Here is a 14,051-nt window from a genome sequence, read left to right on the forward strand (position 1 = left end):
GGTGGGCCGATATCCGCCACAATCAGCGGCTTCGGGGGATCCGGGGCCCCGCGGGAAGATCGCGGAGGGCGGCTGAGAGACTGGTACGGCCCCCAGGTATCGAGCCCGAAGGTTCCACGTGGACATCAAGACCGCTTCCGCCCTGCACCGGCTGCGCCTCATCTCCGTTCCGGAGGCGCTGTCGTTCCCGGCCCTGCTGATCTTCGGCTCGCTCCTGAGCCGGGTGTCGGACATCGACTACCTCATGATGCCGCTGGGCATCCTGCACGGGATCCTGTTCGTCATCTACGCGATCTTCCTGCTCGACGTCTGGAACAAGGCGAAGTGGCCGGTCAAGAAGGTCGCCCTGTTCTTCGTCCTCGCGCTGCTGCCCTTCGGCGGCCTCTACGGCGACAAGCTGCTCAAGCGCGACGAGGCCGACAGCGTCATCGCCGCCCGCGCGCGCCAGGCGGCGGAAGCGTGATCGTCGCGTTCTCGGTGACCCCGCTGGGGGTCGGCGAAGAGGTCGGCGAGTACGTGGCCGACGCGGTCCGCGTCGTGCGCGAGTCCGGGCTGCCGAACCGCACCGACGCCATGTTCACCACCGTCGAGGGCGAGTGGGACGAGGTCATGGACGTGGTCCGGCGTGCCGTGGCCGCCGTCGAGGAGCGGGCCCCCCGGGTCTCCTTCATCCTCAAGGCCGACATCCGCCCCGGCGTCACCGACGGCATCACCTCGAAGGTCGAGACGGTCGAACGGCACCTCGCCGAAGGCTGACCCGCCCGCACCGCTTCAGAAGAGCGCCCCCCGCCCACCGGCGGGGGGCGCTTTTTACATGCCCCGATGTGACCGGGCTCACGATTGAGCGGTCGCTCAACTCATTGAGCGACCGCTCAAAATCGCCTACCTTCCTTCTTGAGCGACCGCTCAAAACGCACGGGAGGAAAGCGCCCATGGCCGGCCTGTACATCGAGACGGTGATCCGCACCGGCATGGACGAACTCTGGGAGCGGAGCCAGGACCCGGCCCTGCACCAGCGCTGGGACCTGAGGTTCACCTCCATCGACTACCTCCCGCGCACCGGGGACGAGCCCCAGCGCTTCCGCTACGCCACCCGCCTCCTGCCCTTCCTCTCCGTCGCCGGCACCGGGATCTCCGCCGGCGAACGCCACCGCCCCGACGGGACCCGCGTCTCGGCCCTGCGCTTCGCCTCCGGCCACCCGCTGTCCCTGCTCGCCGAGGGCAGCGGCTACTGGCGCTACGTCCCCGGCCCCGACGGGATCCGCTTCCTCACCGGCTACGACTACCGGCCGCGCTGGGGCCGCTTCGGAGCCCTCGCCGACCGGCTGGTCTTCCGACCCCTCATGGGCTGGGGCACCGCCTGGTCCTTCGACCGGCTGCGGCTGTGGTGCGAACGCGGCACCCCGCCCGGCCGCGCGCTCGCCCGCGCCCTCGCCGAGACCGCCCTGCGCCTGCTGCTCTGCGCCGCCGCCCTCGCGTACGCCCCGCCCGCCGCCGCCCTGCCCGTACTCGCCGCCGCGCTGCTGCTCCCGCCGCTGCCCGGCACCCCGGCCGCCCGCCGCTGCCTGCGCACACCGCCCGGCCGCACCGCCGCCGCCCCCCGTCTGCTGACCACCCTGGAGCCGTCGTGACCTCCATCTTCCAGGCCCACATGGGCGCCGACTTCGACCGCCTGCACCCGCAGATCCAGCGCCGCTTCTCCGTCGGCCTGCACAGCGGGGAGGGCTGCATCGGCCGCGGCACCATGGAGCGGATCTGGCACGGAGCCAGCTTCGTGAAGCCCTTCCTCCGGCTCGGCGGCACCCGCAACATCCTGGTCCCGCGCGAAGGCCGCAACATCCCCTTCGTCATAGAGAACCTCCCCTACACCGACTCCTTCGGCCGGGAGACCGTCACCTTCGTCCGCACCTTCCTGCTCCCGGACGGACCGCGCCGCTTCGACGCCACGATGGTCCACAGCCCCGAACGCGACTGCGTCCTCGACTACCTGGGCACCCACCAGCACCTCGCCAGCGACCTGCACATGAGCGCCGAGCCCGACGGCTCCCTGCTCATCCGCTCCGGCGAGCACCGCTTCCGCGAGGGCCCGGTCGACGTCCGCGTGCCCGAGCTGATCGGCGGCGACGCCGAGGTGCGCGAGTCCTACGACGACGCCACCGGCCGCTTCCGGATCCGGGTACGGGTGGTCAACCGCCGCTTCGGGCCGCTCTTCGGCTACGAGGGCTCCTTCACCGCCGAGTACGTCGACGCCCGCGCGCACGGGGTCCGCGGCGACCTGCGGCCCGTCCGCGAGGAGGTCCGGGCATGAGCGCGGGGACGAAGGAGAAGCTCCTCGAAGGCGCCCTGCGCACCCTCGTCGAACAGGGCATCACCAAGGCCTCGGCCCGGACCATCGCGGCCACCGCCGGCGTCGGGCAGGGGCTGATCTTCTACCACTTCGGTTCCGTGGACGAACTGCTCGCCGCCGCCTGCCGCTACGGCGCCGAGCAGCGGGTCGCCCGCTACCGCGACCGGCTCGCGGCCCTGGGCAGCCTGCCCGAGCTGCTGGAGTTCGCCCGGGAGATGCACGCCGAGGAACGGGCCGCCGGATACGTCGCCATGCTCGGCCAGCTGCTCGCGGCCGGCCAGAACTCCCCCTCCCTGGCGGCGGCGACCGCGGCCGGACTGGGCCTGTGGATCGAGGAGCTGGAGACGGTCCTGAGCCGGCTGCTGGCAGCGACCCCGCTGGCCGGCTTCGCCGACCCGGCGGGCCTGGCCCGGGCCACGGCCGCGTCGTTCGTCGGCATCGAGCTGTACGAGGGGGTCGACCCGGAGGGGGCCGGGCGGGCCCTGGACGCCCTGGAACAGCTGGCCGCACTGGCCGCCGTCCTGGAGGGCCTCGGCCCCCTCACCCAGCGCGCCGTCCGCCACGGCCTCCGGCGGGGGACCCGGGGCTAGGCCCCCGGCGGGGCGGTCTGCCGCTGCGCGGGGCTGCCCCTCCCCACCCTTCGCCCGTTCCCCGGGCTGCGCCCGGACCCCTCGCAGGGGCTCCGCCCCCGCACCCCCGCGCTTCAATCGCCGGCGGGGCTGAATCCTCCAGCCCGCGCGACGGCCCGGACCCGGGCTGCCCGAGGCTCTGTTCGTCCTTTGGCGCGAGTATCGGCCCAGGACGGCCGTTGGCCGCTGAGACGTGAGAAGCGCGTAGCGATCTGTCGCGCCCCTGCGCTTCCGCGCTGCTCTGATCGACTTTTGGTGCAGGTATCAGCCCAAGGCGGTCGCTGGACGCCAAGCCGGGAGGAGCACGTAGCGATCTGTCGCGCTTGGGTGGTCCGCAGGCCGCTCTGATCGACTTCTCGTGCAGGTAGCCGCGCCCTTGGGCGGAATCAGAGATGCGTGGCCCGGATGCCGGGCCGGCCAAGGCCCGGCCCCTCGCCCATCCCTGACGGACCCGTCCCTGTGTCCTTTGCCCGGTGACCGTTTCTTTGGGGGTTTCCCGGCAGTCTTTCGGCTTTCCGGTTCGTGCCGGTCGGTCAAGGGTGGCCGAAGGCCATCACGTAGCGACGCGACGAAGGAGCGCCCTTGAGGGACCGGTGCGAACCGGAAGGACGATGGGACTGACGGGAAGCCCCCAACCCTCCCTGAGACCGCCCGAGAGGACACCGCCCACCCGGCCCCCGGCCCGCAGACAGGGAGGCGGGTGGGCAGGCACCGATCGACCGACGGGGGTCGAGGGGGAGATAGCGCGCCCACCCCCCCCTCACCCCCCACCCCCCGCCGCCAAGGCGATGCCCAGCGGGGTGCGCTCGTACAGCACCTGGTGGCCGCGGCGGAACGGGAGCAGGAGCCCCGCCGCCCGCAGGGCCTTCAGGTGCGCCGACACCGTCGAGGGGGCCAGGCCCAGCCGCTGCGCGAGCGCCGTGGTCGAGGCGGGCTCGCCCAGCGCGCACAGCACCTCCGCCCGGCCCCGCCCCAGCAGCCCCGCCAGGGCCCGCGGGGCCGGACCGGCCGAGGCCGTCCACAGCGCGCCGATGCCCCGGGCCGGGTACACCAGCGCCGGCTGCCACGGCGGGTCGAAGCCGCCCACCACCTCCGGCCAGACGAAGGCGCTCGGCATCAGCAGCAGCCCCTGCCCGCCGAGTTCGCGGTCGTGGTGGGACGGCCGCTCGATGGTCAGGGTCTGCTCCTCCCCGCGCCAGCGCAGGTCCGGGTGGAGCCCGTCGAGGAGCGCCTGGAGCCCGCCCTCCGCCAGGCGGCGGGAGTGGAACAGCACGTCCGCCTCCAGCAGGGCCCGCAGCCGGGGCCAGTGCGGGGCGATCAGCAGCTCCCAGGCCCGCTCGTACAGATCGGCCAGCTCCCCCACCGCCCGCGCGGGATCCGCCAGCATCCGCCGCCCGATGTCGCCGTCCACCGCCCCCGGGGTGCAGACCAGCGACCGCCGCAGGTCCTCGCGCGCGGCCTCCGGGTCACCGGCCGCCGCCCGCACCCGGGCCAGCTCCTCCCCGAAGGTGACGGACGGCCCGGCCGGCGCGGGGCTCAGCAGGTCCGGGTTGTGCCCCTTCCTCGGCATCAGCAGCCACAGCGGACGCAGGTCCAGGCCGGCCGCGGCGGACCGGACCCGGCTCAGCCAGGGCAGGTGGTACGCCTGCCGGTGCGGGCGCAGCAGCACCCGTACGGCCTCCTGGGTCTCCCAGAGCGGTGAGACCGCGAACCGGCACCGCAGCAGGTCGGCCGGCCCGAACCGGTAGTGGAACCCCATGCGCCCCCACCCGCCCCCGGGCACCGCCGCCGGAAGATTCGGCCCGGGCCGAATCACTACGGCCGCCAGCCTAGCCCCGCCAGGGTTCGGCCCATGCCCACCGAGAGCACCGCCCCCGCCCCCGCCCCCGACGCCGGGGGCCCCGCGACGGGGTACCGCCCCCTGTTCCGCGTCCGCGAGTTCCGTGCCGTCTTCGCCGCGCACCTGCTGTCCCTGCTCGGCGTCGTCGTCGCCGAGATCTCCCTCACCGTGCTCGTCTACCGCGCCACCGGCTCCCCGCTGATGAGCGCGCTCACCTTCGCCCTGGGCTTCCTGCCGTACGCCGTCGGCGGCACCCTCCTCGCCCCGCTCGCCGACCGCTACCCGGCCCGGCGGGTGCTCGTCGGCTGCGACCTGCTGTGCGCCGCCTGCGCGGCCGGCATGGTCTGGCCGGGCACGCCGGTCGCGGGGATCCTGGTACTGCGCTGCGCCATGGCCCTCGTGGCCCCGCTCTTCCAGGGCGCCCGCAGCGCCTCCCTCACCGACGTCCTCGGGACCGGCGAGGCCTTCGTGCTCGGCCGCTCGCTGCTGCGGATGGTCGCGCAGAGCGCCCAGCTCGCCGGCTTCGGCCTCGGCGGCCTGCTGCTGGCCGCCGTCTCCCCGCGCGCGGCGCTCGCGCTCACCACCGCCGGCTTCCTGGCGTCCGCGCTGCTGCTGCGGCTGGGCACCAGGGCCCGGCCCGCCCGCGCCGCCGCCGGCGGGCCGGCCGTGCGCGCGTCGCCCCTCGGCGGGCTGCGGGCCGTCCTCGGCGGGCGCCGGCTGCGGGCGCTCACCCTGCTGTGCTGGCTGCCGCCCGCCTTCGCCGTCGTACCGGAGGCGCTGCTGGCCCCGTACACGGAGGGCGTCGGGGCCGGGACCGTCACCCTGGGGGTGCTGATGTGCGCGCTGCCCGTCGGCACCGTTGCGGGTGAACTCTGGGCGGGGTCGGCGCTCACCGCCCGAACGCGTTCGCGGATCACGGCGCCGCTGGCCGCGGCCTCCCTGCTCCCGCTCCTGCTGTTCGCCGTCCGCCCCGGCCCGGCGTTGGTCCTGGCGGCGCTCCTGGCGGCCGGGCTGGCGCACGCCTACACCCTCGGGCTGGACCGGATGTACCTGGACGCCGTCCCCGAGGAACTGCGCGGGCGGGCGATGACCCTGCTGAGCACCGGCCTGATGACCCTCCAGGGGGTCGGCATGGCCCTCGCCGGAGCCGCCGCCGAGTTCCTGCCGGCGCACGTCGTCGTCGCCGGGTCCGGTGCGCTCGGCACCGCAGTCGTCGTACTGCTGCTGACCGAACTGCGGCGGTCGAGGAATGAGACGGGACTCGCGGTCATATGACCGCCCGGTAGGGTCTGGTGGGTGCCCAAGCCGCTCAGCCTCCCCTTCGACCCGATCGCCCGCGCCGACGAGCTCTGGCGCCAGCGCTGGGGTCCCGTGCCGTCCATGGCGGCGATCACCTCCATCATGCGCGCGCACCAGATCCTGCTGGCCGGGGTCGACGCGGTGGTGAAGCCGTACGGGCTGACCTTCGCCCGCTACGAGGCGCTCGTGCTGCTCACCTTCTCCCAGGCGGGCGAGCTGCCGATGTCGAAGATCGGCGAGCGCCTGATGGTCCACCCGACCTCGGTGACGAACACCGTGGACCGGCTCGTGAAGTCCGGTCTGGTCGACAAGCGCCCCAACCCGCAGGACGGCCGCGGCACGCTCGCGTCGATCACGGCCAAGGGCCGCGAGGTGGTCGAGGCGGCGACGAAGGACCTGATGGCGGTCGACTTCGGCCTCGGCGTGTACGACTCGGAGGAGTGCGGGGAGATCTTCGCGCTGCTGCGCCCGCTGCGGGTCGCCGCCGAGGACTTCGACGAGAGCTGAGCCACGGACCGGCGCCACGGACCGGCGCCACGGATCCGGGCGACGGACCGGCGCCACGGCCCGGCGCCACGGATCCGGGCCACGGACCGGCTCCGGACCCGGGGCCGCGTCAAGATCGAGCAAAACGGACGGTTAGGCTCGACGGCATGAAACGAAGCGTGCTGACCCGCTACCGCGTCATGGCCTACGTGACCGCGGTCATGCTCCTGATCCTCTGCGCCTGCATGGTGGCGAAGTACGGCTTCGACACCGGCGCCGGCCTGACCTTCGCGGTCTCGCAGGCGCACGGCGTGCTCTTCATGATCTACCTGGTCTTCGCCTTCGACCTGGGCTCCAAGGCCAAGTGGCCGTTCGGCAAGCTGCTGTGGGTGCTGGTCTCGGGGACCATCCCGCTGGCCGCCTTCTTCGTCGAGCGGGGCATCCGCGCCGAGGTCGAGCCGCTGGTCGCCGACGGTCCGGTGACCGCCAAGGCCTGAGCGGGGCCGGACTCCGACTGGACCGCGACACCCCCGGGGAGACTCCCCGGGGGTTTCCCATCGACATTTACTAGGACGTCCTAGTAAATTCGTGGGTATGGACGCTGACGCCATCGAGGAGGGCCGCCGCCGCTGGCAGGCCCGGTATGACAAGGCCCGCAAGCGCGAGGCCGATTTCACGACGCTCTCCGGAGATGACGTCGACCCCGTCTACGGGCCCCGCCCCGGCGACTCCTACGAGGGGTTCGAGCGCATCGGCTGGCCGGGGGAGTACCCCTTCACCCGCGGACTGCACGCCACCGGCTACCGCGGCCGGACCTGGACCATCCGCCAGTTCGCCGGCTTCGGCAACGCCGAGCAGACCAACGAGCGCTACAAGATGATCCTGGCCGCCGGCGGCGGCGGGCTCTCCGTCGCCTTCGACATGCCGACCCTGATGGGGCGCGACTCCGACGACCCGCGCTCGCTCGGCGAGGTCGGCCACTGCGGCGTCGCCATCGACTCCGCCGCCGACATGGAGGTCCTCTTCAAGGACATCCCGCTCGGCGACGTCACCACCTCCATGACCATCAGCGGCCCCGCCGTGCCCGCCTTCTGCATGTACCTGGTCGCCGCCGAGCGCCAGGGCGTCGACCCGGCCGTGCTCAACGGCACGCTCCAGACCGACATCTTCAAGGAGTACATCGCCCAGAAGGAGTGGCTCTTCGAACCCGAGCCGCACCTGCGCCTCATCGGCGACCTCATGGAGTACTGCGCGAACGGCATCCCCGCCTACAAGCCGCTCTCCGTCTCCGGCTACCACATCCGCGAGGCCGGGGCGACGGCCGCGCAGGAGCTCGCCTACACCCTGGCCGACGGCTTCGGCTACGTGGAGCTCGGCCTCTCCCGCGGCCTGGACGTGGACCACTTCGCCTCCGGCCTCTCCTTCTTCTTCGACGCGCACCTCGACTTCTTCGAGGAGATCGCCAAGTTCCGCGCCGCCCGCCGCATCTGGGCCCGCTGGATGAAGGAGGTCTACGGCGCGAAGTCGGACAAGGCCATGTGGCTGCGCTTCCACACCCAGACCGCAGGCGTCTCCCTCACCGCGCAGCAGCCGTACAACAACGTGGTGCGCACCGCGGTCGAGGCCCTCGCGGCCGTCCTCGGCGGCACCAACTCCCTGCACACCAACGCCCTCGACGAGACCCTCGCCCTCCCCAGCGAGCAGGCCGCCGAGATCGCGCTGCGCACGCAGCAGGTGCTGATGGAGGAGACCGGCGTCGCCAACGTCGCCGACCCGCTGGGCGGTTCCTGGTACGTCGAGCAGCTCACCGACCGCATCGAGGCCGACGCCGAGAAGATCTTCGACCAGATCAAGGAGCGCGGCCTGCGCGCCCACCCGGACGGCCGGCACCCCATCGGTCCGATCACCTCCGGCATCCTGCGCGGCATCGAGGACGGCTGGTTCACCGGCGAGATCGCCGAGTCGGCCTTCCAGTACCAGCGTTCCCTGGAGAAGGGCGACAAGCGGGTCGTCGGCGTCAACGTCCACCACGGCTCCGTCACCGGCGACCTGGAGATCCTCCGGGTCAGCCACGAGGTGGAGACCGAGCAGGTCCGCGTCCTGTCCGCCCGCAAGGAGCGCCGCGACGACGCCAAGGTGGCGGCCTCGCTGAAGGCGATGCTGGACGCCGCCCGCGACGGGTCGAACATGATCCCCGCCATGCTGGACGCGGTGCGCGCCGAGGCCACGCTCGGCGAGATCTGCAACGTCCTGCGCGACGAGTGGGGCGTCTACACGGAGCCGCCGGGCTTCTAGCCCGCCCGCGAAGGCACGGACCGGCCGGTCGCACCGCCCCTGCGGGGGCCGCGCGACCGGCCGTCCCGGCTTTCCGGCTTTCCGGCTTCCCGGTCAGACCCCTGCCGCGCCCTGGAGGCCGTGCATCAGGAGGGCGGTGAAGGCCCCCGCCCACAGCTCGTCCACCGGCTCGCAGCTCACCAGCGCCCGGTGCACCACCGTGCCCGCGATCACGTCGAAGATCAGATCCGTGGTCTGGCGGGCCAGCGCCGAGTCCTCCTCGGACGGGAGTTCGCCCCGGGCCTGGGCCCGTTCGCGGCCCAGTACGACGAGACGTTTCTGCCGGTCCACGATCGCCGACCGGATCCGGTCCCGCAGCGCCTCGTCCCGGGTGGACTCCGCGACCACGGCCATCAGGGCCGTACGGGCCTCCGGACGCCGCAGCAGCCGCGCGAACTGGAGCACCACGTCCTCGATGTCGGCTTCGAGCGAGCCCCGGTCCGGCAGCTCCAACTCGTCGAACAGTTCGGCGACGGCGTCCACGACCAGTTCGTTCTTGCCGGCCCAGCGCCGGTAGAGGGTGGTCTTCGCGACCCCGGCGCGGGTCGAGACGTCCCCCATCGTCAGCTTCGACCAGCCCAGTTCCACCAGCGCGTCCCGGGTCGCCGCGAGGATCGCGGTGTCGGCGGCCGCGCTGCGGGGGCGGCCGGTGCGGCCGTGCGGGGTGCTGACGCCGGGGCTGGGGTTGCGCATGGCCGAGACCATACCGGTCGGTAGGGGAACCGGCGGGGGCCCTTTCGCTGTGGTTCAGATCACGGGGCGCGCGGGCTCCGGGGGAGTTACGCTACGGCTCGTAGCGTAAGAGCGACAACCACGCGAAGCTGCAGACAGGCGCCAGGTGGGGACCCGGCGCCGACCAGCGGAACACCGCACAACGCAGGACGATCTTTCGGGATCCTTTTCGTCGGCGCGCGCACACGGGGGAGGATGTACGCATGCAGCCCAGAAACATGTCCATGAGCGGCGTGGTCGACCTCGCCGCTGTGAAGGCGGCCGGCGAAGCCAAGGCCAAGGCCGAGCAGGCGCGCAAGGACGCGGCCCGGCAGGGCGGCGGCGGCGCGGGCAGCGCGCCCGGCGGCGCCGTACCGCCGTCCGCCCTCGTTTTCGACGTATCCGAGGCGGGCTTCGAGCGCGACGTGCTCCAGCTCTCCAACGAGGTTCCGGTCGTCATCGACTTCTGGGCCGAGTGGTGCGAGCCCTGCAAGCAGCTCGGCCCGCTGCTGGAGCGCCTCGCCGTCGAGGCCGACGGCCGCTTCGTCCTGGCGAAGATCGACGTCGACGCCAACCAGATGCTGATGCAGCAGTTCGGCATCCAGGGCATCCCGGCCGTGTTCGCCGTGGTCGCCGGCCAGGTGCTGCCGCTGTTCCAGGGCGTGGCGCCCGAGCAGCAGATCCGCGAGACCCTGGCCCAGCTGGTCCAGGTCGCCGAGGAGCGCTTCGGGCTCATCGGCCTCCAGGTCGACCCCGGTGCCGAGGGCGCCCCGGCGGCCCCCGCAGAGATTCCGGCCGGTCCGTACGACGCGCTGCTGGAGGCGGCCGTCGTCGCGCTGGACGCGGGCGACCTGGCCGGTGCGGTGCAGGCGTACAAGAACGTACTGGCCGACGACCCGGCGAACACCGAAGCGAAGCTGGGCCTGGCCCAGGCCGAGTTGCTGTCCCGGGTCCAGCACATGAACCCGCAGACGGTGCGCGCCGAGGCGGCCGCGAACCCGAAGGACCCGGCCGCGCAGATGGCCGCGGCCGACCTGGACCTCGCGGGCGGGCACGTGGCGGACGCCTTCGGGCGTCTGGTGGACACCGTACGGGTCACGTTCGGTGACGACCGGGACGCGGTGCGGGTCCGGCTGCTGGAGCTGTTCGAGGTGATCGGCGCGGACGACCCGCGGGTCTCGCAGGCCCGTACGGCGCTGGCCCGGGTGCTGTTCTAGCCGTACTCCGGTGGCGTGTGCCGCTGCCGGCGATTTGTTGACACGGAGATAAACAGCGGCCGCGCTTTGCCAAAACTTGGTAATCGCGGCCGCTGTTACTCGCAGTAAATCGAACCCCGTGAACTGTCCGGTTGGTTCGTTCTTCACCCCTTCTGTCGTGGCCCAGGGTGACACCCTGTGTGGCCGCGCGACGGCGCCGGGCAAGGCTCCGGTTATCCAGCCGTTACCCGCCAGTAACGAACCCCCTTGTGCCCCGGCCGGGAATGGACCACGATCGGCGACGCTCGGTCCTTCCCGCAGAACCGCTCACCCGGAACGGCGGCGGAGGGTCCCCACCGGGCCGGCCGGTGACAGTGGCACCGGCCGTGGACAGGGGGGTCTCTGCCACACCGGCAGGGCCTGTCCTCCAGGTTGCGCGAACGCGTGGCCCAGTGGTTGTCGCTCGGGGGTGAACGCCGGTGTATCGGACGCGGCTGCGCCGCGGCTCGGCCGCCTGCGCTCCTTCCCGAGGACGTAGCACTTCTCCCATCCCAGGACGGGCCTCCCGGCCCGGACCGGAGATGTACGTCCGAGAAGGAGGAACAAGATGAGTTCTCAGGTTCGTGGCGGGACCAGATGGAAGCGCTTCGCGCTCGTCATGGTCCCGAGCATCGCGGCCACGGCCGCGGTCGGTGTGGGTCTGGCGCAGGGTGCCCTCGCGGCGTCCTTCAGCGTCTCGGGCCAGGACTTCAAGGTGTCGGCGGACGAGCTCGTCGGCTATGACCTGATCCAGTACGGCAGTGTCGCCGAGGGCAAGACGATCGGCGACAAGGACAAGGTCAGCAAGCACCCTGTCACGATCTCCGGTTTCAGCTCCGCCAAGATCACCAACATGTGCCAGTCGCTGGTCACCCCGGTGCCCGGCCTCGGTGCCATCACCATGCAGCTGCGCACGGGCAACAAGGGACGTGCGGCCGAGGCGACCAACCTCTACCTCGACGTGGCCGAGCTCGACGCGGACGCCAAGTTCGACAAGCTCGACATCGGTGTCGCGGTGGGCGACGAGGGCCACAAGACCAAGCCGGTCCCCGGCACCGTGGCGGACGGCGCTCTCTTCTCGCAGCGAGCCGAGAAGGCCGTCCTGACGAAGGTGCGCCAGAAGGCGTGGGCGACGACGGCGGGCACCTTCACGCTGCCCGACCTCAAGCTGCGCCTGATCAGCGGCAACGAGCCGTGCTACCAGGACGAGAAGTAAGCCTCTCCCGTCCTGTGACGTGACCGGGCGGGCGGACGGCGGCAGCGGCCGCCGTGCGCCCGCCCGGGCTCCACAGATTTCTCCGTACCACCGTTTCCAGGGAGCTGTTGTCCATGAACCCCGCGTCCCAGGTTCGCGCCGCAGACGACCACTGGCTTACCGTCGCACGCCACCAGTTCCGTGACTGGCGGGGCGGCCGCCCCTTCTGGGCCGGCCTGTTCACGACCCTCGGTGGTGTGCCGATCGCCTACTTCCCGTACGCGGACGTCCGGCTGGGCAACGTCACCATCGCGATGGCGACGACGGCCGGGGCCGGCTCGCTCATCATCGGCGTTCTCCTGATCACGCTGGGCATCGCCCTCTGGTTCCAGCAGGGCATCCGGGTCTTCGCCGGCGTCGCCGCGATCCTGCTCGCCCTGGTGTCGATCCCGGTGTCCAACCTCGGAGGCTTCTTCATCGGCTTCCTCGCCTCCCTGATCGGCGGCTGCCTCGCCCTCGCCTGGGCGCCGGGCGCCGCGGTGGAGGAGGAACCCGCCGACGTGGCCGACGTTCCGCCCGTGGACCCGTTCCACGGCATCCCGGGTCCCCGTCCCACGGAAACGGCGTACTCGACCGAGACGACTGCCCACGCCGATGGCGGGAGGAACAGTGCCGGGTGACGAGACGCAGCGGGGCATGGACCCCGGTGCGGAACCCCGCGTGAGAAAGGGCCCGCGTCACGCGGCGCCCAGGAAGTCGCTGCTGAACAAGATCCAGATCCCCGTCGGCAAGACGATGGCGCTCGCGGCGATGCCGACCGCGGTCCTCGTCGGGATGGGCATGGCGCCGAAGCTGGCGCTGGCCGACGACAAGGACATCCCGTACGCGCCCGGCCCGTGCGTGACCCGGTCCGACGAGCCCACGCAGTCGCCCTCGCCGACGCCTTCGACGTCCACGTCGCCGTCGCCCTCGGTCTCCGCCTCGCCGGGTGCGAGCCCGTCCCCGGGTGCGAGCAAGGCGCCGAAGCCGTCGACGAGCCCCTCGGCCGCGCCGTCCGCCAAGAAGCCCGAGACCCCGAAGACGCCGGCTTCGCCGTCCCCGTCGACGTCGGCAGGGACCTCGGCTCCGGCCGCCAAGCCGGCGAACCCGCTGGACCCGCTGGGCCTCGGCGACGCCCTCAAGGACCTCGTGGGCGGAATCGGCAAGCCCCTCCAGGACGCGAAGAAGCCGGCCACCCCGGCGCCCGCGCCCACCACCCCGAGCACGACGAAGACCGCCGACCCGACGGCCGACGCGATCCGCGACGCCGCGAAGAAGGCCGGGGTGAAGGTCGAGGAGCTCCCGCAGAGCGTCAAGGACACGGTCACCAAGCCGAAGGACGAGACGGGCAAGACGGCCAAGGACGCGGACAGCGCCTCGCCCAGCCCCTCCCCGAGCACGTCGGCGACGACGGACCCGGACGGGAAGCAGCCCTTCCCCTGCCCGACCTTCGACGCCGAGGCCTTCGCCAACGCCAAGCTGGAGCAGGGGATCCCGCTCCTGCCGGACGAGCCCTGGTACCTCGACAGCTCCCTGCTGACCCTCTACGGCCTCAACTACGAGGGCATCGTGGAGGTGAAGACGGCGAGCGGCAAGGTCAAGAAGGTCCTGAAGTTCACGGCGGACTCGCTGGACATCAAGGACCTCTACCAGACGGTCGGGAAGGGTCCCAACATCGCCCACCTCAAGTCGCGCCCGGGCTCCACGTCCAAGATCCGCGACGGCAAGGTCACGATGTACACGGAGAGCCTCAAGGGCAACCTGCTCGGGATCATCCCGGTCGAGTTCACCCCGAAGACCCCGCCGCCCGTGAACGTCCCCTTCGCCTTCTTCACGAAGGTCAAGGTCGTCCAGGCCGGCCAGTTCGGCGGCAACCTCACCGTCCCGGGCCTGAAGAACTACATCGGCCCGGCGGAGAAGTAGTCCCGGCACGCGA

Annotated in this window: 15 protein-coding genes; 13 read left to right on the plus strand and 2 right to left on the minus strand. The window is 72.3% G+C overall.

All coding sequences use genetic code 11. The features are described 5' to 3' along the window. Positions 1-118: 118 nt before the first annotated feature. From ACIPW5_RS28975 to ACIPW5_RS28995, 5 genes are all read left to right on the plus strand, one after another. A complete protein-coding gene (locus ACIPW5_RS28975) occupies positions 119-463 on the plus strand; it encodes a DUF3817 domain-containing protein (protein WP_401250921.1) in 345 nt (114 codons plus the stop codon). Next, positions 460-756: an MTH1187 family thiamine-binding protein gene (locus ACIPW5_RS28980; RefSeq protein WP_125816333.1), complete on the plus strand. Its 297-nt coding sequence runs from the start codon at positions 460-462 to the stop codon at positions 754-756. Before ACIPW5_RS28975 ends, ACIPW5_RS28980 begins: the two co-directional genes overlap by 4 nt. A 176-nt stretch (positions 757-932) precedes the next feature. Beyond that, positions 933-1,631, plus strand: a complete 699-nt coding sequence (locus ACIPW5_RS28985) for a hypothetical protein (RefSeq protein ID WP_401250924.1) — start codon at positions 933-935, stop codon at positions 1,629-1,631. Further along, complete coding sequence (locus tag ACIPW5_RS28990; RefSeq protein ID WP_401250927.1) at positions 1,628-2,308, plus strand: DUF4166 domain-containing protein; 681 nt, start codon at positions 1,628-1,630, stop codon at positions 2,306-2,308. The genes ACIPW5_RS28985 and ACIPW5_RS28990 overlap by 4 nt, the downstream gene beginning before the upstream one ends. Continuing rightward, positions 2,305-2,937, plus strand: a complete 633-nt coding sequence (locus ACIPW5_RS28995) for a TetR/AcrR family transcriptional regulator (protein ID WP_401250930.1) — start codon at positions 2,305-2,307, stop codon at positions 2,935-2,937. The genes ACIPW5_RS28990 and ACIPW5_RS28995 overlap by 4 nt, the downstream gene beginning before the upstream one ends. A 799-nt stretch (positions 2,938-3,736) precedes the next feature. Here the strand turns inward: ACIPW5_RS28995 and ACIPW5_RS29000 are convergent. Continuing rightward, positions 3,737-4,735 carry a DUF5937 family protein gene (locus tag ACIPW5_RS29000; protein WP_401250933.1) on the minus strand — a complete coding sequence of 333 codons (999 nt, stop codon included), beginning with the start codon at positions 4,733-4,735 and terminating at the stop codon, positions 3,737-3,739. A gap of 93 nt (positions 4,736-4,828) precedes the next feature. Between ACIPW5_RS29000 and ACIPW5_RS29005 the strand changes: the two genes are divergently transcribed. The 4 genes from ACIPW5_RS29005 to ACIPW5_RS29020 all read left to right on the plus strand — a co-directional run bounded on the left by ACIPW5_RS29005 (position 4,829) and on the right by ACIPW5_RS29020 (position 8,896). Further along, positions 4,829-6,091 carry an MFS transporter gene (locus ACIPW5_RS29005; RefSeq protein ID WP_401250935.1) on the plus strand — a complete coding sequence of 421 codons (1,263 nt, stop codon included), beginning with the start codon at positions 4,829-4,831 and terminating at the stop codon, positions 6,089-6,091. A gap of 21 nt (positions 6,092-6,112) precedes the next feature. After that, entirely contained in the window at positions 6,113-6,622 is a 510-nt protein-coding gene (locus ACIPW5_RS29010; RefSeq protein ID WP_401250938.1) for a MarR family winged helix-turn-helix transcriptional regulator, read from the plus strand. 146 nt (positions 6,623-6,768) lie between these two features. After that, positions 6,769-7,098 carry a DUF3817 domain-containing protein gene (locus ACIPW5_RS29015; RefSeq protein WP_401250941.1) on the plus strand — a complete coding sequence of 110 codons (330 nt, stop codon included), beginning with the start codon at positions 6,769-6,771 and terminating at the stop codon, positions 7,096-7,098. A gap of 97 nt (positions 7,099-7,195) precedes the next feature. Beyond that, entirely contained in the window at positions 7,196-8,896 is a 1,701-nt protein-coding gene (locus tag ACIPW5_RS29020; protein WP_401250944.1) for a methylmalonyl-CoA mutase, read from the plus strand. A 93-nt stretch (positions 8,897-8,989) separates the two neighbouring features. Here ACIPW5_RS29020 and ACIPW5_RS29025 read toward each other — a convergent pair whose 3' ends face one another. Beyond that, on the minus strand, positions 8,990-9,628 hold the full coding sequence (locus tag ACIPW5_RS29025; protein WP_401250946.1) for a TetR/AcrR family transcriptional regulator: 639 nt from the start codon (positions 9,626-9,628) through the stop codon (positions 8,990-8,992). Positions 9,629-9,870: 242 nt separating this feature from the next. On the opposite strand from ACIPW5_RS29025, the gene ACIPW5_RS29030 reads away from it, so the two are divergent. The 4 genes from ACIPW5_RS29030 to ACIPW5_RS29045 all read left to right on the plus strand — a co-directional run bounded on the left by ACIPW5_RS29030 (position 9,871) and on the right by ACIPW5_RS29045 (position 14,038). Beyond that, positions 9,871-10,863 (plus strand): tetratricopeptide repeat protein, encoded by a 993-nt coding sequence (locus ACIPW5_RS29030; RefSeq protein WP_401250949.1) that lies wholly within the window; start codon positions 9,871-9,873, stop codon positions 10,861-10,863. Between the two features lie 586 nt (positions 10,864-11,449). Beyond that, positions 11,450-12,097, plus strand: a complete 648-nt coding sequence (locus ACIPW5_RS29035; RefSeq protein ID WP_401250952.1) for a DUF6230 family protein — start codon at positions 11,450-11,452, stop codon at positions 12,095-12,097. A 113-nt stretch (positions 12,098-12,210) separates the two neighbouring features. Next, complete coding sequence (locus ACIPW5_RS29040; protein ID WP_401250954.1) at positions 12,211-12,756, plus strand: DUF6114 domain-containing protein; 546 nt, start codon at positions 12,211-12,213, stop codon at positions 12,754-12,756. Then, complete coding sequence (locus ACIPW5_RS29045; RefSeq protein WP_401250957.1) at positions 12,746-14,038, plus strand: hypothetical protein; 1,293 nt, start codon at positions 12,746-12,748, stop codon at positions 14,036-14,038. Before ACIPW5_RS29040 ends, ACIPW5_RS29045 begins: the two co-directional genes overlap by 11 nt. The last annotated feature ends 13 nt before the right edge of the window (positions 14,039-14,051 follow it).

Source organism: Streptomyces sp. NPDC090077, assembly GCF_044747545.1.
In the GTDB taxonomy this organism is placed as follows: domain Bacteria; phylum Actinomycetota; class Actinomycetes; order Streptomycetales; family Streptomycetaceae; genus Streptomyces.